The 19,504-nt window shown below is 71.5% G+C and carries 26 protein-coding genes; 19 read left to right on the forward strand and 7 right to left on the reverse strand.

Annotation, left to right across the window (positions count from 1 at the left end; all coding sequences use genetic code 11):
- Positions 1-33 precede the first annotated feature (33 nt).
- From CCR79_RS05265 to trxA, 6 genes are read left to right on the forward strand one after another with little or no spacing between them, the layout of a single operon-like run.
- Positions 34-612, forward strand: a complete 579-nt coding sequence (locus CCR79_RS05265) for a YqgE/AlgH family protein (RefSeq protein WP_201169546.1) — start codon at positions 34-36, stop codon at positions 610-612.
- On the forward strand, positions 605-1,033 hold the full coding sequence (gene ruvX / locus CCR79_RS05270) for a Holliday junction resolvase RuvX (RefSeq protein WP_201169549.1): 429 nt from the start codon (positions 605-607) through the stop codon (positions 1,031-1,033). Before CCR79_RS05265 ends, ruvX begins: the two co-directional genes overlap by 8 nt.
- Positions 1,030-1,542, forward strand: a complete 513-nt coding sequence (gene pyrR, locus CCR79_RS05275) for a bifunctional pyr operon transcriptional regulator/uracil phosphoribosyltransferase PyrR (RefSeq protein WP_201169552.1) — start codon at positions 1,030-1,032, stop codon at positions 1,540-1,542. Before ruvX ends, pyrR begins: the two co-directional genes overlap by 4 nt.
- Positions 1,539-2,525, forward strand: coding sequence for an aspartate carbamoyltransferase catalytic subunit (locus CCR79_RS05280; protein WP_201169555.1), 987 nt, complete (start codon positions 1,539-1,541; stop codon positions 2,523-2,525). The genes pyrR and CCR79_RS05280 overlap by 4 nt, the downstream gene beginning before the upstream one ends.
- Positions 2,522-3,805: a dihydroorotase gene (locus CCR79_RS05285; RefSeq protein ID WP_201169558.1), complete on the forward strand. Its 1,284-nt coding sequence runs from the start codon at positions 2,522-2,524 to the stop codon at positions 3,803-3,805. Before CCR79_RS05280 ends, CCR79_RS05285 begins: the two co-directional genes overlap by 4 nt.
- A 23-nt stretch (positions 3,806-3,828) precedes the next feature.
- Positions 3,829-4,689, forward strand: a complete 861-nt coding sequence (trxA, locus tag CCR79_RS13890; protein WP_201169561.1) for a thioredoxin — start codon at positions 3,829-3,831, stop codon at positions 4,687-4,689.
- Between the two features lie 36 nt (positions 4,690-4,725).
- Here the strand turns inward: trxA and CCR79_RS05295 are convergent, their stop codons facing one another.
- A complete protein-coding gene (locus CCR79_RS05295) occupies positions 4,726-5,499 on the reverse strand; it encodes a lytic transglycosylase domain-containing protein (RefSeq protein ID WP_201169564.1) in 774 nt (257 codons plus the stop codon).
- A 160-nt stretch (positions 5,500-5,659) separates the two neighbouring features.
- On the opposite strand from CCR79_RS05295, the gene CCR79_RS05300 reads away from it, so the two are divergent.
- From CCR79_RS05300 to CCR79_RS05355, 12 genes are all read left to right on the forward strand, one after another.
- Positions 5,660-6,346 (forward strand): YggS family pyridoxal phosphate-dependent enzyme, encoded by a 687-nt coding sequence (locus CCR79_RS05300; protein ID WP_201169567.1) that lies wholly within the window; start codon positions 5,660-5,662, stop codon positions 6,344-6,346.
- 13 nt (positions 6,347-6,359) lie between these two features.
- Positions 6,360-7,190: a pyrroline-5-carboxylate reductase gene (gene proC / locus CCR79_RS05305; protein WP_201169570.1), complete on the forward strand. Its 831-nt coding sequence runs from the start codon at positions 6,360-6,362 to the stop codon at positions 7,188-7,190.
- Entirely contained in the window at positions 7,190-7,768 is a 579-nt protein-coding gene (locus CCR79_RS05310; RefSeq protein WP_201169573.1) for a YggT family protein, read from the forward strand. The genes proC and CCR79_RS05310 overlap by 1 nt, the downstream gene beginning before the upstream one ends.
- Positions 7,769-7,856: 88 nt before the next feature.
- Positions 7,857-8,162 carry a DUF167 domain-containing protein gene (locus CCR79_RS05315; protein ID WP_201169575.1) on the forward strand — a complete coding sequence of 102 codons (306 nt, stop codon included), beginning with the start codon at positions 7,857-7,859 and terminating at the stop codon, positions 8,160-8,162.
- 67 nt (positions 8,163-8,229) lie between these two features.
- Entirely contained in the window at positions 8,230-9,378 is a 1,149-nt protein-coding gene (gene metX, locus CCR79_RS05320; protein WP_201169577.1) for a homoserine O-succinyltransferase MetX, read from the forward strand.
- Positions 9,375-9,989, forward strand: coding sequence for a methionine biosynthesis protein MetW (gene metW / locus CCR79_RS05325; RefSeq protein WP_425307179.1), 615 nt, complete (start codon positions 9,375-9,377; stop codon positions 9,987-9,989). The genes metX and metW overlap by 4 nt, the downstream gene beginning before the upstream one ends.
- A 75-nt stretch (positions 9,990-10,064) precedes the next feature.
- The gene (locus tag CCR79_RS05330; protein ID WP_201169579.1) at positions 10,065-10,751 is read left to right on the forward strand and encodes a spermidine synthase; all 687 of its coding nucleotides are present in this window, start codon (positions 10,065-10,067) and stop codon (positions 10,749-10,751) included.
- Positions 10,745-11,671, forward strand: a complete 927-nt coding sequence (locus CCR79_RS05335) for a histone deacetylase family protein (protein WP_370641497.1) — start codon at positions 10,745-10,747, stop codon at positions 11,669-11,671. Before CCR79_RS05330 ends, CCR79_RS05335 begins: the two co-directional genes overlap by 7 nt.
- Before the next feature lie 10 nt (positions 11,672-11,681).
- Positions 11,682-12,119 (forward strand): hypothetical protein, encoded by a 438-nt coding sequence (locus CCR79_RS05340; RefSeq protein ID WP_201169583.1) that lies wholly within the window; start codon positions 11,682-11,684, stop codon positions 12,117-12,119.
- Positions 12,120-12,126: 7 nt separating this feature from the next.
- Complete coding sequence (gene zapE, locus CCR79_RS05345; protein WP_201169585.1) at positions 12,127-13,209, forward strand: cell division protein ZapE; 1,083 nt, start codon at positions 12,127-12,129, stop codon at positions 13,207-13,209.
- Between the two features lie 18 nt (positions 13,210-13,227).
- Complete coding sequence (locus tag CCR79_RS05350; protein ID WP_201169587.1) at positions 13,228-13,656, forward strand: PilZ domain-containing protein; 429 nt, start codon at positions 13,228-13,230, stop codon at positions 13,654-13,656.
- On the forward strand, positions 13,653-13,823 hold the full coding sequence (locus CCR79_RS05355; RefSeq protein WP_201169588.1) for a hypothetical protein: 171 nt from the start codon (positions 13,653-13,655) through the stop codon (positions 13,821-13,823). The genes CCR79_RS05350 and CCR79_RS05355 overlap by 4 nt, the downstream gene beginning before the upstream one ends.
- Before the next feature lie 49 nt (positions 13,824-13,872).
- On the opposite strand, the gene CCR79_RS05360 is transcribed toward CCR79_RS05355, so the two are convergent.
- Positions 13,873-14,502, reverse strand: a complete 630-nt coding sequence (locus CCR79_RS05360) for a YbhB/YbcL family Raf kinase inhibitor-like protein (protein WP_201169589.1) — start codon at positions 14,500-14,502, stop codon at positions 13,873-13,875.
- A gap of 67 nt (positions 14,503-14,569) precedes the next feature.
- Between CCR79_RS05360 and CCR79_RS05365 the strand changes: the two genes are divergently transcribed.
- The gene (locus tag CCR79_RS05365; RefSeq protein ID WP_201241876.1) at positions 14,570-15,025 is read left to right on the forward strand and encodes a gamma-glutamylcyclotransferase family protein; all 456 of its coding nucleotides are present in this window, start codon (positions 14,570-14,572) and stop codon (positions 15,023-15,025) included.
- Here CCR79_RS05365 and bioD read toward each other — a convergent pair whose 3' ends face one another.
- From bioD to bioB, 5 genes are read right to left on the reverse strand one after another with little or no spacing between them, the layout of a single operon-like run.
- The gene (gene bioD / locus CCR79_RS05370) at positions 15,026-15,712 is read right to left on the reverse strand and encodes a dethiobiotin synthase (protein WP_201169591.1); all 687 of its coding nucleotides are present in this window, start codon (positions 15,710-15,712) and stop codon (positions 15,026-15,028) included.
- Positions 15,709-16,596 carry a malonyl-ACP O-methyltransferase BioC gene (gene bioC, locus CCR79_RS05375; RefSeq protein ID WP_201169592.1) on the reverse strand — a complete coding sequence of 296 codons (888 nt, stop codon included), beginning with the start codon at positions 16,594-16,596 and terminating at the stop codon, positions 15,709-15,711. Before bioC ends, bioD begins: the two co-directional genes overlap by 4 nt.
- Positions 16,593-17,312 (reverse strand): alpha/beta fold hydrolase, encoded by a 720-nt coding sequence (locus CCR79_RS05380; protein WP_238633337.1) that lies wholly within the window; start codon positions 17,310-17,312, stop codon positions 16,593-16,595. Before CCR79_RS05380 ends, bioC begins: the two co-directional genes overlap by 4 nt.
- Positions 17,309-18,517: an 8-amino-7-oxononanoate synthase gene (bioF, locus tag CCR79_RS05385; protein WP_201169594.1), complete on the reverse strand. Its 1,209-nt coding sequence runs from the start codon at positions 18,515-18,517 to the stop codon at positions 17,309-17,311. The genes CCR79_RS05380 and bioF overlap by 4 nt, the downstream gene beginning before the upstream one ends.
- Positions 18,514-19,494 (reverse strand): biotin synthase BioB, encoded by a 981-nt coding sequence (gene bioB / locus CCR79_RS05390; protein ID WP_201169596.1) that lies wholly within the window; start codon positions 19,492-19,494, stop codon positions 18,514-18,516. Before bioB ends, bioF begins: the two co-directional genes overlap by 4 nt.
- Positions 19,495-19,504 lie beyond the last annotated feature (10 nt).

The raw sequence follows: 19,504 nt of genomic DNA on the forward strand, positions 1-19,504 counted from the left end.
CCCGGCTGCGCGCGGTGGCCGATACTGGAGCGCATGAGCGAGCAAACCGGACAAGGCGGGGACCAGCTGGGCAGTCAGTTCCTGATCGCTATGCCGGCCCTGGACGACCCGAACTTCGCACAGACCGTGACGCTGCTCTGCGAGCACAGCGAGGACGGGGCGATGGGCATCGTGGTGAACCGACCCACCGAAGTCACCCTCGGCGATCTGTTCCGCCACCTGGAGCTGGAGATCAGCGACGGCTGCCCGCAGGATCAGGTCGTCTACGCCGGTGGACCCGTGCAGCGCGAGCGCGGCTTCGTGCTCCACCCGGCCGGACAGGAGTGGAACGCCACCGCGCCGGTCTGCGAGGGCGTGGCCCTGACCACGTCGCGGGACATCCTCGCCGCCCTGGCGCGGGGCGAGGGCCCGGAGCGCTTCCTGGTGGCGCTGGGTTACGCCGGCTGGGGCGCCGGCCAACTGGAGGAGGAGCTGGCCCAGAACGCCTGGCTCTCCGGCCCCGCCGATGCCCGGGTCATCTTCGACACCGATACCAGCCAGCGCTGGCGCGCCGCGGCCGCGCACCTGGGTGTGGACATCGCCCTGCTCTCCTCGGAAAGCGGGCATGCCTGAGCCGCCCGGCGGCATGCTGATGGGCTTCGACCCCGGTGAGCGGCACATCGGCGTGGCCGTCGGCGAGGCCCTGTTGGGCACCGCCCGCGGCGTGACCACCCTCAGCGCACGCCACGGACAGCCGGACTGGGCGGCAGTCGCCGGGCTGCTTGAGCACTGGGCGCCGGCGGCGCTGGTGGTGGGGCTGCCCAGCCACGCCGACGGCAGCGATGCCGACAGCACCGCCCTGGCCCGGCGCCTGGCCGGCCGCCTGCACGGGCGCTTCGGGCTACCGGTGCACACCATCGACGAGCGCCTCTCCTCGCGTGCCGCGGAGGAGCGGCTCGACCCGCGGCAGCGCCAGCGCGACCCGCAGGCCGTGCACGCCGAGGCTGCCGCGGTCATCCTCGAGACCTTCTTTGCCCAGCAAGGGGTGGCATGACTGACGCCGAGATCGACGTCCCGCAGTTGCTCGACACCGTCGCCGCGGAGATCAACACCGAGCTGGAGCGCCGCGGCATCCGCTCGCCGATCCTGGTGGGCATCCACACCGGCGGCGTGTGGGTGGCCCGCGGGCTGCACGACCGGCTCCTCGCCCGCCCGCCAGTGGGCACCCTGGAGGTCGCCTTCCACCGCGACGACTACGCGACCTCCGGGCTCAAGGCGGCGGTGCAGACCTCCGAGGTTCCAGTGACCCTGGACGGACGTGCTGTGCTGCTGGTCGATGACGTGATCCACACCGGCCGCACCACGCGGGCGGCGCTCAACGCCCTGTTCGACTACGGCCGCCCACAGCAGGTGCTCCTGGCCGTGCTGGTCGACCGCGGTGGACGGGAGCTGCCGGTCCAGCCGGATGTCACCGGGACCCGGCTCGAACTCCCCGGTGGGCAGCGGCTCAAGCTGCGCGGCCCCGAGCCGCTGCGCTTCATGCTGGAAGGAGAGACGCCGTGAGCGTGCAACTCGACCCGCAGGGGCAGCTGCGCCACTTGGTCACCACCGAGGGGCTGCCCCGCGAGCTGCTCGCCCGCATTCTGGATACCGCCGAGTCGTTCTCCGGGGTTCTCGGCAAGTCGGTCAAGAAGGTTCCGCTGTTGCGCGGGCGGACCATCATCAACCTCTTCTTCGAGCCGAGCACGCGCACCCGCACGACCTTCGAGCTGGCTGCCCAGCGGCTCTCGGCCGATGTGCTCAACATCGACGTGGCCACCTCCTCCACCAGCAAGGGCGAGAGCCTGCTGGATATGCTGCGCAACCTCGAGGCGATGCAGTGCGACGCCTTTGTGGTCCGCCACGCCGACAGCGGCGCCGCCGAGTTCATCGCGCGCCATGTGGCCCCCGGGGTGGCGGTGATCAACGCCGGCGACGGGCGTCACGCCCACCCTACCCAGGCCCTGCTCGACGCTTTCACCATCCGCCGCGAAAAGGGCCCACTGGAGCCGCTGACCATCGCCATCGTTGGCGATATCCTCCACTCGCGGGTGGCCCGCTCGCAGATCCACGCCCTGCTCGGCCTCGGCGCTGGCGAGGTGCGGGTGATCGGGCCGCGCACGCTGCTCCCGCGGGATATCGGGCGGCTGGGGGTGCGGGTCCACGAGGACATGGATGCCGGGCTCGACGGCGCCGACGTGGTGATGATGCTGCGCCTGCAGCGCGAGCGGATGCGTGGCGCCCTGCTGCCGAGCGAGAGCGAGTTCTTCGCCCGCTACGGGCTGACCGAGCGGCGCCTGGAGCGCACCCACCCGGAGGCCATCGTCATGCACCCCGGCCCGGTCAACCGCGGCGTCGAGCTCGACCCCCAGGTGGCCGACGGGCCGCGCTCGGTGATCCTGCGCCAGGTCACAAACGGCATCGCGGTGCGCATGGCGGTCATGTCCATGGTCCTCGGCGGGCAGGGCGAGATCCCCACCGAACCGATCGAGGAGGCGTCGAGTTGAGCCGCATCCACATCCACGGCGGGCACGTCATCGACCCGGCCAGCGGCCTGGACGAGCCGCGCGATGTATTCATCGCCGACGGGCGGATCCTCGCCGTGGGCACGGCGCCGGACGGGTTCGCCGCCGACCGGGCCATCGACGCCACCGGGCAGCTGGTCCTCCCCGGCCTGGTGGACCTGGCCGCGCGGCTGCGCGAGCCCGGCGCCACGCGCAAGGGCGGCATCGTCCCGGAGAGCCGGGCGGCGGCGGCCGGCGGGATCACCACCCTGCTCCTGCCCCCGGACACCCGGCCAGCCATGGACACGCCGTCGGTGGTGGAGCTGGTGCACAGCCGCGCGCAGGTGGCCGATGCCGCCCGCGTGCGGCCGCTCGGGGCGCTGACCCGCGAGCTCGATGGCGAGTACCTGGCCGAGATGGCCGCCCTGCGCGACGCCGGCTGCCCGGCGGTCTGCGACGGCGGCCGCCCCGTCGCCAACACCCTGGTGTTGCGGCGCGCACTGGACTATGCAGCCACCTTCTCGCTGCCGGTCGTCCTCACCCCGGAGGATCCGAGCCTGGCCGACAGCGGCCGCGTCCACGAGGGCGAGACCGCCACCCGGCTGGGGCTGCCCGGGCAGCCGGCGGCGACCGAGACCGCCGCCGTCGGGCGGATCCTGGCCCTCGTCGAGGAGAGCGGCAACCCGGTCCACCTGGGCCGGCTGTCCACGGCGCGCGCCGCCGCCATGGTCGCCGAGGCGCGCCGGGCACAGCTGCCGGTGACCGCCGACGTGGCCATCCACCAGCTGCTGTTCACCGAACAGGACTGCGACGCCTACAACACCGCCGCCCACGTCCGCCCGCCGCTGCGCACCGCGCAGGACCGCGACGGGCTGCGCCGGGCGGTGGCCGAGGGGGCGATCACCGCCATCTGCTCGGACCACCAGCCCCACGACCCTGACGCCAAGATCTGCCCCTTCGCCGACAGCGAACCCGGTGTCAGCGGCGTCGACACCCTGCTCGGGCTGACCCTGCGCCTGGTCGACGAGGGGCTGCTGTCGATCGCCGAGGCGGTCGACCGGGTCACCCTGGGCCCGGCCCGGGCGCTCGGCCTGGAGGCCGGCACCCTGACGCCCGGCGCCGCCGCCGATGTGGCGGTCGTCGATCCGCGACAGACCTGGCGGGTGACCCCCGAGAGCCTGCACAGCCGCGGCCGCAACTCCCTGGTCCTGGGCCAGGAGCTGGCCGGCCGCGCCACCGCCACCCTGGTCGCCGGGCGCATCGTCTATCCCCGCACCCCGTGAACCGAACCGATTCGGAGGCAACCGTGAGCGCTTCGCCCAACGTCGTCGATGTCACCATCGAGAATTTCAAGGAACAGGCCATCGATGCCTCGATGCAGCAGCCTGTGCTGATCTACTTCTGGGCGCAGTGGTGTGAGCCCTGCAAGACCCTCAGCCCGCTGCTGGAAAAGCTGGCCGATGAGTATCAGGGCGGCTTCCGCCTGGCCAAGGTGGACTGCGACCAGCAACAGCAGCTGGCCACGCAGGTGGGGGTGCAGAGCCTACCCACCGCCCTGCTGGTCAAGGAAGGACAACCGGTGGACCAGTTCATGGGCGCCGTCCCCGAGGGGGAGCTGCGCCAGTGGCTGGGCCAGTACGTGGAGGCCCCCGAGACGGACCCCTATGAACAGGCCCGGGAGCTGATGAGCGAAGGCCGCTCCACCGAGGCGGTCCCGTACCTGCGCGCTGCCCGGGAACAGCGTCCCGATGAGGCCGGGGTCACCATCGACCTGGCCCGCGCGCTGCTGCAAAGCGGTGACGCCGACGAGGCCTTCACGCTGGTTGAGGGGCTGTCTGCCAACGATCAGCAGGACCCGCGGGCGCAGGGGATCCTCGCGCGCAAGGAGTTCGCCGAACGGGTGCGCGACCTGCCCGCGCTCGAGGCGCTGGAGCAGCGTGTGGAGGCCGACGCCGGCGACGGCCAGGCCCGCCTGGAACTGGCCTTGCGCCTGGTGGTAGCCGGCGGCGAGCTGGAGGCCCTGGACCACCTGCTCCACCTCGTCCAGCGCGACCCGGAGCGTCGTGACGAGGCCCACCAGGTGGCGCTCCAGGTCCTCGGCATGCTCGGCCCCGAGCACCCGGAGGCGCGCCGCTACCGCCAGCGGCTGTTCCAGCTGCTGCACTGAGCGGGGGCGTGGAGGCGTGCGGCCGGCGGGCCGATGTCAGATGGCCTCGCCGGCCTCCTCGGCCCGCTTGCCGCTGCGCTCGAGCACGCGGTCGATGAACGCCCGGGTCTCGTACGGGGCCCGGCGGTGGAGCAACCAGCGCAGATCCTCGAGGTTCTGCAGGTTCGGGTTGGAGAGCAAGTTGCGGTAGACGTTGCCCGGCCCCCAGTTGTAGGCGGCCAGGGCCAGCCATGTGGCCATCGGCTCGCCGTAGCTGGCGTAGCGCTCGTGGAGGTGGGCCAAGTAATGGCTGCCGAGGAGGATGTTCAGCCGCGGGTCGGCCAGATCCTCGGCCTCGATCTCCAGGCCCTCGCGCTCGCCGAAGCGCTCGAGCCACTCCGTTACGCGCTCGCCAACGTCCACCGCTGCCATCGGGCGGACCTGCATCAGGCCCACCGCCCCGGCACTGCTCACCACCCCCGGGCGGTAGTCGCTCTCGGTGCGCACCACGGCACGGATCAGATCGGCGCTCAGGCCGGTGACCTCAGCCGCCTCGTCGATCAGCTCGTCAAGGTGCTCGCGCGGGATCGCCCGGTTGGAGCCCACCGGCTGGTCGCGCTCGGCCTGCCGGTCCTCGACGATGGTCTCGACCACCGCCCGGGACACCTCGGGCATCCCGGCCGAGGCGCGCAGGCGCTCGAGCTGTTCGGAGCAGTCGGCGCCAGCCGCACCCCGCTCGGCCGCCCACGGCGAGTGGTGCAGGTGATACGCCCCGAGCGAGGCGAACACCAGACCACAGCCGCCGATGAGCCAGTTGGCGTGCATGCGCATGACGCACCCCCTTGCATGAAGCCCTGCCAATTTCCTCACTTTAACACGGGTATCAGGCGGCCGACGGCCTCGCCCCTGGCGCGGTTCGACGCGGCACGCAGCGCCCCGTATCATTCCGGGGTCGGTTCTTCCCAATAGCCTAGACGGGATCCGAGAGATCATGAGCGAAATCGCCAGCCGCCTGGCCGCGGTGCAGGAGCGCGTCCGCGCCGCCGAGGCCAGCCACGGCCGCCCGGCCGGCAGCGTGCAGATCCTGGCGGTCAGCAAACGCCACCCGGGGGCCGCCATCCGTGCCGCCCACGCCGCCGGGCAGCCCGCCTTCGGCGAGAACTACTTGCAGGAGGCCGCCGAGAAGCAGGCGGAACTGGCCGATCTGGACATCCAGTGGCACTTTATCGGCGGGGTACAGTCGAACAAAACCCGCGAGGTGGCCGAGCGCTTTGACTGGATTCACACCGTCGACCGGGCCAAGATCGCCCGCCGGCTCAGTGAGCAGCGCCCGAGCGATCGAGAAGCGCTTAACGTCTGCCTGCAGGTGAACATCAGCGAGGAGCCGCAGAAGGCCGGCTGCCCGCCGGACGACGTCTTCGAGCTCGCCGCCGCCGTGGACGGCCTGCCGAGGCTGCGCCTGCGCGGGCTGATGGCCCTGCCGGCACCGGCCGAGGCGTTCGCCGAGCAGCGCCAGCCGCTGGCCCGGCTGCGCAAGCTGCGCGAGGAGCTCCACGAGCGCGGCCACCGCGAGCTGGACACGCTGTCGATGGGGATGTCGGCGGACCTCGAGGCGGCCATCGCCGAGGGCGCCACCATCATACGGATCGGTACCGCGATCTTCGGGCCGCGGATGTAGAGGAGGAATCACTATGGCCCAGCACGCGCGCATCGCCTTCATCGGAGGCGGCAACATGGCCCGCTCGCTTATCGGCGGGCTGATCGCCGACGGCTACCCGGCCACGCACATCGTCGCCAGCGAGCCCGAGACCGAGCGCCGCGAACGCCTGGCCGGCGAACTGGGCATCGAGACCTGCGCCGACAACGCGGCGGCGGCGGAGGCCGCAGATGCCGTCATCCTGGCCGTCAAACCGCAGGTCATGCGCGGCGTGGCCGAGGCGCTCGGGCCGATCATCGCCCGGCGCGGCGCGGTGGCGATCTCCATCGCCGCCGGCATCCGCCTGGGCGATCTGCAGCGCTGGCTCGGCGCCGGAACGGCCATCGTGCGCACCATGCCCAACACCCCCTCGCTGGTACAGAGCGGTGCTACGGCGCTCTATGCCAACGAGCAGGCCAGTGAAGCGCAGCGCGAGCTGGCCGAGACCCTGCTGCGCGCCGTGGGGCAGACCCGGTGGCTGGAGAACGAGCAGCAGATGGACGCAGTGACCGCCATCTCCGGCAGCGGTCCGGCGTACTTCTTCCTGGTCATGGAGGCGTTGGAGGAGGCTGGCGTGGAGCTCGGCCTGGACCGCGAAACGGCCCGTCTGCTGACCCTGGAGACGGCCACCGGGGCGGCCCGCATGGCCCTGGAATCCGACGATCCGCCGGCGCAGCTGCGCCAGCGGGTGACCTCACCGGGGGGCACCACCGAGCGCGCCCTCGAAGTCCTGGAAGCGTCCGATCTGCGCGGTGCCTTGCAGCGGGCGGCCGAAGCCGCCGCGACCCGCGCCGATGAGCTTGGCAACCTGCTAGGGGAGCAGTAATGGAATCCAACCACTTCGCCGACGCCCTGATCTTCCTGATCGCCACCGCCTTCTCGCTCTACATCCTGGCGGTCCTGCTGCGCTTCTTGCTGCAGACGGTGCGTGCCGACTTCTTCAACCCGATCTCGCAGTTCCTGGTGCGCGCCACCTCACCGGTGCTCAACCCCCTGCGCCGGGTCATCCCCGGGGTCGGCGGCATCGATCTGGCGGCGATCGTACTGATGTTCGTCCTGCAACTGGCGGCGCTCTACATCATCTTCCTGCTCGCCTACGGGCAGCAGCCGCCGCTCGGGCCGCTGGCGATCGAGGCGGTGGGACGCCTGCTGGGCCTGGTACTGAACCTCTATACGGTGCTGATCCTGATCGGCGTGATCATCAGCTGGGTCAACCCCACCGCTAGCCACCCGGGGCTGCACCTGCTCCAGCAGCTGGTCAACCCGATCCTGCGCCCGATCCGCTCCTTCATGCCGGATATGGGCGGACTGGACCTCTCGCCGCTGGTCGCCTTGGTGCTGATCCACGTGGTGCGGATGCTCACCGTCTACCCGCTGCGTGGCCAGGTACCACTGCCCATGTAGCCGCCGCGGCCCCGCGGCGTCGCCGGGGTGTCCGGCGGCGCCGTGATCCGTCCCGCACCCCCCATCGACCGCTACGGTTGCCGACGCCATGCCCTGGATCACCCCGGACCCGGAACACGACGCCTGGCTGGTGCACGTCCGCGTCACCCCACGGGCCAAGCGGGAGGCGCTGGACGTGCAGGGCGAGCGACTGCGCGTGCGCCTGAACACCCCACCGGTTGAGGGCAAGGCCAACGCCGCCCTGTGCAAGCTGCTGGCCCGGCAGTTCGGCGTGGCCAAGTCGGCCGTGACGCTGCTGCGCGGTGAGCGCAGCCGGGACAAGACCCTGCGCATCACGGCTCCCAAGCAGTGGCCGGAGGGGCTGCCGCGCCCGGAAGCCCCCCCGCCAACCTGAGGCGGCTTGTCCCGGCCATAGCCGGCTCGCTAGACTGCACGGCTATTGCTCAGCGAGCGGAAGTGTCATGGTGAGAAGCCCGCCGACCGACTCCGTCGGACTGGTGACCCAGCACAAGGCAACCTTCGAGGAGCCCCTGCCGCTCGTCTGCGGTCGGGAGCTGCCCCGGTACGAGCTGGTCTACGAGACCTACGGCGAGCTCAACCGCGAGGGCACCAACGCCATCCTGGTCTGCCACGCGCTCTCCGGCAATCACCATGCCGCCGGCTACCACTCCGAGCACGACCGCAAGCCGGGCTGGTGGGAGACGTGCATCGGTCCGGGCAAACCGCTGGACACCAACCGCTTCTTCGTTGTCTGCAGCAACAACCTGGGTGGCTGCCACGGCTCCACCGGGCCGGCCAGCATCAACCCGGAGACGGGTAAGCCCTACGGCGACCAGTTCCCCATCGTCACGGTGCGCGACTGGGTACGAAGCCAGGCACGCCTGGCCGATGAGCTGGGCATCCGCCAGTGGGCGGCGGTGGCCGGCGGCAGCTTGGGCGGCATGCAGGCGATGCAGTGGGCCATCGACTACCCCGACCGCCTGCGCCACGCCATTGTCATCGCCGCCGCGCCGCGGCTGTCGGCACAGAACATTGGCTTCAACGAGGTCGCCCGCCAGGCGATCATGAGCGACCCCGAGTTCCACGGCGGGCGTTACTACGATTACGGCGTCTCGCCCCGTCGTGGGCTGGCGGTGGCGCGCATGCTCGGACACATCACCTACCTCTCGGACGACGCCATGCGCGCGAAGTTCGGGCGCGATCTGCGCGGCGACATGAGCTTCGACTTCGAGCAGGTGGACTTCGAGGTCGAGAGCTACCTGCGCTACCAGGGACAGCGCTTCGTGCAGGACTTCGACGCCAACACCTACCTGCTGATGACCAAGGCGCTCGACTACTTCGATCCGGCCGCCGACCACGACGACGACTTCTCCGCGGCGCTCGCGCACATCCAGTGCTCGACCCTGCTGCTCTCCTTCTCCAGCGACTGGCGCTTCGCCCCGGCACGCTCGCGCGAGATCCTCCGCGCGCTGCTGGAACACAACAAGCCGGTCAGCTACATGGAGATCGAGGCCACCCAGGGCCACGACGCCTTCCTGATGCCCATCCAGCGCTACCTGGAGGCCTTCTCCGCCTACATGGGCAACGTCGCCCGGGAGGTGGGGGCGTGAATCCGCTGCGCCGCGAACTGGAGATCGTCGCCGACTGGATCGAGCCGGGCTCCCGGGTTCTGGACCTGGGCTGCGGCGACGGCACACTGCTCCACTATCTGGTCCAGCGTAAGGGCGTAACCGCCTACGGCCTGGAGATCGACCCGCGCAAGGTCACCCGATGCATGGACCGCGGCGTCAATGTGGTCCGTGCCGACCTGGACGAGGGGCTGGACGACTTCCATCGCGACAGCTTCGACCACGTCATCATGAGCCAGACCGTCCAGGCGGTGCGCTACCCGGACAAACTCCTTGAGGACATGCTGCGTGTGGGCCGCCACGGCATCGTCACCTTCCCCAACATCGGCTACTGGCGGCTGCGCATGCAGTTGCTGCTCAAGGGGCGCATGCCACGCAGCCCGGCCCTACCCAACGCTTGGTACAACTCGCCGAACATCCACCTGTGCACGGTGCGCGACTTCGAGCGCCTGTGCGCCACCATGGGCGTGCAGATCCGCGAGCGGCGCCTGCTCGACCGCGCCCACCGCTCGACACCGTTCATCGACCTGGCCCCGAACCTGCTCGGCGAGGTGGCCATCTACCGTTTCGTACGCGGCAGCGACTCCCTGTAGAATCCGGTCAAGGACGGGCGGTCGCCGCTCCGGGGTGCCGCCCGCGATCTCACCTGGCAGGAAACCGGGAAGTCTATGCAGCCCGAGTACGTGCGGTACAACCAGACCATCGTCGAGCGGCGGCGCTCCGCCTACCAGGACATCGTCATCGCCCACGATCCGGCGGTGGGGCACCTGCTCTACCTCGATGACGACCTGCAGATCGCCAACGCCGACGAGCCCTACAACCAGGCAATCACCCGGCCGCTGCGCGAGGCCAACGCACTGGGCGATGTGCTCATCCTCGGCGGCGGCGACGGCGGCGTCCTGCGCGCGCTGCTCGATGCCGGCGCGCGCCGGGCGGTGCTGGTGGATATCGACGGCGACGTCATCGAGCTCTCACGCCAGTACCTGCCGGATCTCTGCGGCGACGCCTTCGACCGGCCCGGCGCCGAGGTGGTGGTCGGCGACGCCTTCGCCTACCTCGACGCCGAGGAGCGCTGGGACGGCATCATCTATGACCTGACCATGGATCCGGTCCGAGAAGACCAGCCGCGAACCGAGTATATCCGCGAGATCCTCGCCAAGGTCTCGGACCGACTGAACCCCGGCGGGGTCATGGCCATGCAGTGCTGCGGCGCCGACGAACCCGGCCTGCGCGAGGAGATCCGCGCCGGACTGGCCCACACCTTCGCTGACTGGGGCGACTGGGAGGCCGAGGTACCGTCCTTTGACGTACCCTGGGTCTTTGCCTGGGCGCGCGCCCCGCGGGAGGCATCGTGACAACCTGGCTGATCACCCACCCCCAGTGCCTGGAGCATGACGCCGGCACCGGCCACCCGGAGAGCGCCGCGCGGCTGCAGGCCATCCTTCAGGCGCTCCAGCACGCCACCTTCGAGTACGTCCTGCGCGAGGAGGCGCCGCTGGCCACCACCGCGCAGCTCGAGCTGGCCCACGACCCGACCTACGTGCGCTCGCTGCTCGACAGCGTCCCCGCGGAGGGGGCCCGGCACATCGATCCGGACACCCGCCTCTGCCCGGCCACCGGCGAGGCCGCGCGGCGGGCCGCCGGAGCCGTCTGCCACGGGGTCGACGGCGTGCTCTCCGGGAAGGCGCAGCGCGTCTTCTGTGCGGTCCGCCCGCCGGGCCACCACGCCGAGTCCGATCGGGCCATGGGATTCTGCTTCTTCAACAACATCGCCGTCGGCGCCGGCCACGCAGTGGCCAACTACGGCCTGCAGCGGGTGGCGATGGTCGATTTCGATGTTCACCACGGCAACGGCACCGAGGAGATCAGCCGCGGCCGGCCGGGGTTCCACTACTTCTCGACCCACCAGCACCCCCTGTTCCCGGGCACCGGCACACCGGGCAGCGACAACCCGGCGAACATCGTCAACGTCACCCTGGCTGACGGCGATGGCTCTGAGGCGTTTCGCGAGGCCTTTACGCAGACCATCCTCCCCGCCCTCGACGCGCTGCAGCCGGAACTGATCCTGATTTCGGCAGGCTTCGACGCCCACCGCTCGGACCCGCTGGCTACCCTGCAGCTGGACGAGACCGACTTCGCCTGGGCCACCCGGGAGTTGGTGGACGTGGCCAAGCGCCACTGCCAGGGGCGCGTGGTTTCGGTGCTCGAGGGTGGCTACAACACCTCCGTGGTCGGCCGCTGCGCCGCGGCCCACCTCGAGGCACTGATGATGTAGGCTAAAGGCCATGCACGTGGAGGCGAACCGGAGCCCTTACCTCAACCCCGCCGAGCGTGTGCGCGGGGCCCAACGCACCCAGCAGCCCCAGGCTGCCGGGCAGACCGACTTTGCCCGCCACGCGGAGGCCGCTCGCCCCGCCTCACCCGTCCGCCCCACACCGCTGGCCGCCGAGGGGTTGGCCAGTGGCGGCGTGGGCCAGCCGCCAACCCCCCGACTCGGCGACGCCGGGGGGTTCCGGCCGCCGGAGCTCATCGCCGCCCGCTACGAGGGCCAGGATCGCAGCCTGACGCCGGAGGGCGGGCTGCGCAGCGGCGGAGCCGGCAGCCACGGCCTCCGGCCGGATACCGAGGATCTGCCCCGGGGGCTGCGGCAACTGGTCGAGGTTCAGGCCATGTCGCAGCCCGATGTCCTCGGCCGCGGCGGCCGCCTGGATCTGACCATCTAAGCCCCCCATGCCGGTTCAGACTCGCTACCAGGACGATCTGGCCCGGGGCGTTATCCACCCCGATCCAGCCCAGCAGCGCGCCGTGCAGGCCCTGCAGACACTCCACGACGACCTGCTCGCGCAGCCGGCCGGCGCCGGGTGGCTGGGCTGGCTGCGCCGGCGCCCGGGCACCGCCGCCCCCGGACTCTACCTCCACGGCCCGGTCGGGCGCGGCAAGACCTATCTGGTGGACGCCTTCTTCGATGCCCTGCCCTTCGCGGCCAAGCAGCGCCTGCACTTCCACCACTTTATGCGGCGTACCCACGACGCGCTGCACCGGCTGCGCGATCACCGCGATCCGCTCGGCCACCTGGCCCGCGACTTCGCCGCCGAGCATCGGGTGCTCTGCTTCGACGAGTTCCACGTCAGCGACATCGCCGACGCCATGATCCTTGGCCGCTTGCTCGAGCAGCTCATCGGCGAGGGGGTTACTCTGGTGGCCACCTCCAACGTGCACCCGGACGATCTCTACCGCGACGGCCTGCAGCGGGCCCGCTTCTTGCCGGCCATCGATGCGCTCAAGCGCCACTGCCGCGTGGTGAACCTGGACGGTGAGCGGGATTACCGGCTCGAGCGCCTGGAGCAGGCGCCGGTCTACCTGATCGGCGCGGCCGGCGAACACGACGCGCGACTGCAGGAGCGGTTCGTGCAGCTCGCCCCGGAGCCCGGGCAGAGCGACGGCACCCTGGACATCGAGGACCGGCCGATCCGCGCGCGCCGCTGGGCCGATGGCGTCGCTTGGTTCGATTTCACCGAGCTGTGCAGCGGGCCGCGCAGCGCCTCCGATTACATCGAGCTGGCAAGACTGTTCCACACTGTGCTGGTCGCCGACGTGCCCCGCTTCGAGGCCAACCGCGAGGACGAGGCACGCCGGTGGATGGCGCTCGTCGACGAACTCTACGAGCGGCGGGTCAACCTGATCTGCTCGGCGACCGCGGCGCCGGAGGCCCTCTACGCCGGCCGGCGGCTGGCCTTTGAGTTCCAGCGCACCGCCAGCCGGCTCCACGAGATGCAGAGCCACGAGTACCTGGCCGAGCCCCATCGCCCCTGAAGCCAAGGAGAGATCGCCATGAACCAGCGCGGCGGCAAGACCGGCTACCGGCCGCAAATTCAGCGTCTGCGGCGAGGCGAAAAGCGCTCGCACCTGCTCTACTATCTACCGGTACACGACGGCAACGACGGGACGCGGCTCGGTGTCCTCGGCGATCTCTCGCCGGACGGGCTGCTGCTCATCGGGGACCGCGCTTTCACCCCCGGGCAGCGCCTGCAGCTGCAGATCCGTGGTGAGCCGGGCAGCGAGATCGCTGGCGATGTACGCATCGACGTCACCGCCGAGGCGCGCTGGTCGGCACCGGACGTGAACCCGGCCTATACGGCCACCGGGTTCCGCCTCGCCAACCCGGACGAGCGGACCCGACACGCCATTGAGACCCTGCTCCACGACCTCGGCCTGCTGGCCGGGGCGGACGACGAGGACGAGACAGGAGGACAGCCATGAGCGCCGACGCCGACAAGCACCCCCAGGACGACGACCCGCGTTCGCTATCCGATCACCGCATCCGCGAGAAGCACTCCCGCGAGGAGGTCCGGCGCTGGCGCGAGCAGGCGGCCGAGCACCATCGGCGCTGGTTCGACGTCATGAACAACCCCTACGGGCAGGACTGACGCTCCCCCCCGGGGGCACGACGGCCACCGGGGGAGAGACGCCCCGCGCTTACGCCGGGACGCGGGGGTTGAGGCTGTAGGTGGTGGTCATGCTGGCCTGATCGAGGATGTGCGGGCGAATGGCCTCGAGCAGGTCGGGCCCGCGGAAACCCGCCGCCACCGGCGCACGCTCCACGTCGAGGGCGTAGAGGGTGAAGATATAGCGGTGCGGGATGGAGTCGTTCCACGGCGGGCACGGCCCGTCGTAGCCGTAGTAGGTACCGCGCATCTCGTCACTGCCGGCGAGGAAGTCGGTGTAGTCGTTGACCCCCTGCCGGGTGCCGTGGGGCCCCTCGGGTGCATCCTTGCCCCCGGGCACCACGCCCTCGGCGAAGGCGCCCTCGGCCACCTCGCCCAGCCCCGGATCAAGGTCGACCAGCAACCAGTGGTAGAAGTCCACCCGCGGCAGGTCCGAGGGGATCTCCCGGTCCTCGCGATTCACGTCGCCGGCGTGGCTCGGGGCGTCCGGGTCGTGGCAGACCAGGACCAGCGAGCGCGTGCCCGCCGGCAGATCCGACCAGGCGAAGTGGGGGCTGAGATTCCGGCCCAGGGCCATGTGGTTTTCGGCATCCGGGATCCCGAAGGCGTACGGCTCCGGGACCGGTCGACCGTCGGTCAGGCTCTGACTCGTCAGGCGCATAGCTTGCCCCTCCTGCTGTTTGGGTTACCCTCGTGGGGATTGTAAAGCCGGCAGGCGCAGCGTGACGATGCAACAGCGACTGTTCGCGTACGGGACCATCCTCGCGGGGGCCGACGATCCGCAAGTGCAGGCAGCCATCCAGCGCTACACCGAACGCATCGACGAAGGCTGGATCCGTGGGCGCCTTTACGACCTGGGCCCCTTCCCGGGCGCGGTCCCCCGCCTGCCACAGGATTCCCGCGAGACCTGGGTGCGCGGGGTACTCCTCACGGTGCTCGATCCTCGCCGGGTCTTCCGCGTCCTCGACCCCTACGAGGACTGCGATCCGCAGCGACCGCGGGCCGGGCTGTACCGCCGGGAACAGGTCGCCGCGCACCCCGCCTCGGCCCCGGAGGCGCCGCTGACCTGCCAGATCTACTGGATCAACCGGGTCCCGCCTTACGCCCGCTTGATCGACAGCGGCGACTGGCACCACCACGTACAGAGCCGGCCGCCCTACGCCCCGCGTGGCGGCGCCTCGTAGCTAACGCGGCAGCACCAGGTGGTCGGCCACCCGCTGCGGGTCGGGCGTGGCCAGCGGGGGGATGCGCCCGAGCCGCGGCGCCGGCAGGCGGGCATCGAGGCTGGCGATCTGCGCCTCGCGGCGCGGGTCGTCGGCCTCCAGCTCGCTGGCCACCCAGCCGGCCAGAGTGAGGCCGTCGGCACGGATCGCCTCGGCGCTGAGCAGGGCGTGGTTCAGACAGCCCAGGCGGACGCCGACGACCAGCACCACGGGCAGGCCGATCTGCCGGGCCAGACCGGCCACGTCCTGCGTCGGCCCCAGGGGCACCCGCCAGCCGCCGGCCCCCTCGACGACGGTGAACCGCTCCTGCGCCAGCGCCCGGGCCGCCGCGACCAACCCCGCAACATCGATGGATCGCCCCTCCTCCGCGGCCACCAGGTGCGGGGCGGCCGCCGCCTCCAGGGCGCACGGATTGACGGTGGCGTAGGGCGGAGCCGGATCGAACAGGGCCTGCAGCTGCTCGGCGTCGTCGTTGCGCAGTCCGGCGGCGGTGCGTCGGCAACCGGCGGCCACTGGCTTCATGGCCGCCACCGGGACCCCGCTGCGCTGCAGGAGACGGATCAGCCCCCCGGCGTAGACCGTCTTGCCGACTCCGGTGTCGGTGCCGGTGATGAACACCCCGGAGAGACCGTCCCGGTGCGCGCTCACCGCCGCCTCCGCCGGATACCGTGGACATCGAGCCGGACCTCGCCGGTCTCGTCGGCGCGCTGCGGGGTTCCGGCCATACCCCAGGCGTGGCCGTAGACCACCTCGTAGGTGGCCGGCACGCGGCCGTCGGGCTGACGCCAGGCGAGGCTATAGGCGGCCTCCACCCGGGCCAGGCGGTGGGGTGAGAGCAGACCGCGGGGGCGACCGGGGGCGGCGTTGGAGGCACCCAGGGCCTTGAGGTCGCGCATAACGGCACGCGGGTGGGCATAGGTGAGATTAAAGGGCTCGCCATCGAGCACCGGGTCGACGAACCCCGCCTCGAGCATCCGGTCGCCGACGTCGTGCTTGTCGGGAAAGCGGTGCACGCGGGCGTGATCGTCCACCTCGGCCCAAGCCCCGCGCAGCTCGTGCAGTGTATCCGGGCCGAAGGTGGCGAACATCACCGCCCCCTCCGGGGCGGTCACCCGCTGCAGCTCGCGCAGGGCCGCCGGCAGGTCCTCCGCCCACTGCAGGGCCAGGCTGGAGAAGACCAGTTCAAAGGTGTCGTCCGGGTACGGCAGGGCGTGAAGATCGGCGCAGACGCAGCGCGGACGTCGCAGCCACGGCGCCCGCCGCCGGGCCCGCTGCAGCATGGCCGGAGCGATGTCCAGGGCGTGGACCTCGGCTTTGCGGTAGCGCCGGATCAGCGCACGTGTCGCGTAGCCGGTCCCGGCACCGAGGTCGAGGACACGGCGCGGGGCCACCCGGACCGGATCGAGCCGCTCAAGCAGGCGGTCGGCGACCTCGCGCTGGAGTACGGCGACCTCGTCGTAGCGCTCCGCCGAGTCGTCGAAACTGCGTCGCACGCGACGGCGATCGATCCGCTGGGCATCGCCTGGGTTCACGATCGGACCTCCTCGAGGAAGCAGTGGATGGCCTGTGCCACTTCGGTGGCGTGGGTGCAGTGGGGCAGATGGCCAGCGTCATCGAGGATCTCCACCCGGCCGCCACAGGCCGCGGCGCCCCGCTGCAGCGCCGCCGTGGGCACCAGAGGATCACGCCCCCCCCCGAGCCATAGCGTCGGCGGCGGCTGCACCGCCCCGGCAAGCGCCCCGCGCAGGTCAGCCTCGGCGAGGGCCGCCAGCCCGGCCGCCAGCCCGTCGTTGGAGGCCTGACTGGGGTCGGCGACGGCAGCGGCATCGTCCGCCGAGACCCGCCCGAGCTGCCGGCGAAAACGCCGCACGGTCGCCGCCGGGCTCCGCCCGAGGCCAGCCTGCATGGCAGTCAGCTCTGCCGCCGGAGTCGCGCACGGCCAGTCGGCCTCCATGGTAAACCGGGGCGTGGCAGCAATCAGGACCACACCGCGCAAGGGCTTGCCTCGGCGCAGGGCCTCCAGGGCAACGGTGCCGCCCAGCGACCAGCCCACCCAAACCGCATCGTCCGGCGCGGCATCGATGACCGGCGCAGCCACCCCGGCGAGTTCCACCGTGCCGGGGTCGGCGCAGCCGCCATGGCCCGGCAGCTCAAGCACGTCAGCCGGCACCTCCAGAGCGGCCCGCAAGGGGGCGAAGACGCGCGCATCGAAGGACCAGCCCGGGACCAGGAGCAGCGGCGCTGTCACGACACCGCCTCCGGGGTGGCGGGGTGGCGACGAGCGGCCGCATCCAGGGCCTCAAGCAGCCGGTCGATGTCCGCCTCGCCGTGGCAGGCGGTCAGGCTGACGCGCAGTCGGGCGGTTCCCGCCGGCACGGTCGGCGGCCGGATCGCCGCGACGCGCAGGCCGCGGCGATCGAGCTCGGCACTCCAGGCGCTGGCAGTGGCGCTTTGGCCGACGAGCACCGGGAGGATCGGCGTCTGCGGCCCCGGCGGTTGCGCCACCGGCAGGCCCAGCTCCCGGGCGCCGGCGCGGAAGCGGCTGATCAGCGCCTGCAGCCGCTCACGCCGCCACTGCTCGGCACGGGCGATGCGCACCGCCTCCAGGGCAGCCGCCGCCTGCGCCGCCGGCGGTGCCGTGGTGTAGATGTACGGGCGGGCCCACTGGCGCAGGGCGTCAATCAGGGTCCGGCTGCCGGCGACAAAGGCACCGAAGGTACCGAACGCCTTGCCCAGGGTACCCACCAGCACCGGGACCCGCTCCGGCGCGCAGCCGGTGGCCGGCACGCTGCCCTGCCCCCCGGGCCCGATCACCCCGAGGCCGTGGGCGTCGTCGACCACCAGCACCGCACCGGCGGCCTCGGCGACGGCGGCCAGCTCAGGCAGCGGGGCAACGTCGCCGTCCATGCTGAAGACACCGTCGGTGACCACCAGCGCAGCGCGCTCGCCCACCTGCTCCGCCAGATGCGCGGGGTCGGCGTGGCGGTAGCGCCGCGGGCGCGCCCCAGCAAGGCGTACGGCATCGATCAGCGAGGCGTGATTCAAACGGTCCTCGGCCACCGCCTGCCCCCGCCGGACCAGAGCGGTGATCACGCCCAGATTGGCCATGTAGCCGGTGGAGAAGAGAAGCGCGGCCTCCCGGCCGGTGAACGCCGCCAGCTCCGCCTCGAGCGCCTCGTGCTCGGGGCGGTGGCCGGTGACCAGGTGCGCAGCCCCGGCGCCGCTGCCCGAGCGCTGCGCGTGCTCGGCGAGAACCCGGGCCGGGCGCGGGTCGGCAGCCAGGCCGAGGTAATCATTGCCGCAGAAGACGGTGCACCGCTGACCATCGCGACGGACGGCGGTGGCCCCGTCGTAGCCGTCGAGGACCTCGGCGTGGCGGTACAGCCCCGCCTCGCGGCGCTCGGCGAGCCGCGGCGCCAGCCGCGCATCGAGCCGGGCCGCCGGATCGCTCACGGCTCCAGCTCGGCGCAACGGTGGGGGTGCGGCTCGAGGGTCATCCCCAGGCTGTGGAGCAGCTGCCGGTCTGCGTCCGTCTCCGGGTTGCCGGTGGTCAGCAGCCGCTCGCCAAGGAAGAGGCTATTGGCCCCGGCGCTCAGGCACAACGCCTGGAGCTCGTCGCTCATCTGCTCGCGCCCGGCGGCCAGACGGACGTAGGAGCCGGGCATGACGATGCGCGCCGCTGCGATGGTGCGCACGACCTCGAACGGGTCCACCGCCTCGGTCTCCTCCAGCGGGGTACCGGGAATGGGGATCAGTCGGTTGACCGGCACGCTCTGCGGCTGCACCGGTAGGTTGGCCAGGGTGGCCAGCATCTCGACGCGGTCGGCGCGCGACTCGCCCAGGCCCACGATGCCACCGCAGCAGACGCGCATCCCGGCGGCGCGGATGCGCTCGAGCGTCTCCAGTCGCTGCTCGTAACTACGGGTGGTAACCACCTGATCGTAGTACGAAGCGGAGGTGTCGAGGTTGTGGTTGAAGTAGTCGAGCCCGGCCTCGGCCAGCCGCTCAGCCTGCCCCTCGGCGAGCAGGCCGGCGGAGAGGCAGCTCTCCAGCCCCTCTTCCTTCACCGCCCGGATCATGGCTTCCAGGGTCCCCAGGTCGCGGTCCCTGGGACCACGCCAGGCTGCGCCCATGCACAGCCGGGTGGCACCGCTGGCGCGGGCCCGGCGGGCTGCCTCGCGGACGGCCTCGACGTCGATCAGCCCCTCGCGCTCCAGGCCGGTGTCGTAGCGGGCGCTCTGCGAGCAGTAGGTGCAATCCTCGGCGCAGGCCCCGGTCTTGATCGAGACCAGGGTGCAGGCCTGGACCTGGCCCGGGTTAAAGTGGCGGCGGTGCACCTCCTGGGCACGGAAGAGCAACTCCGGGAGGGGCAGCTCGAACAGGGTATGGATCTGCGACGGATCCCAGCTCAGGGCGTCGGTCTCGGTCATGATCGGCTCA

It is taken from the genome of Halorhodospira halophila (genome assembly GCF_016653405.1).
GTDB classification, from domain to species: Bacteria; Pseudomonadota; Gammaproteobacteria; order Nitrococcales; family Halorhodospiraceae; genus Halorhodospira; species Halorhodospira halophila_A.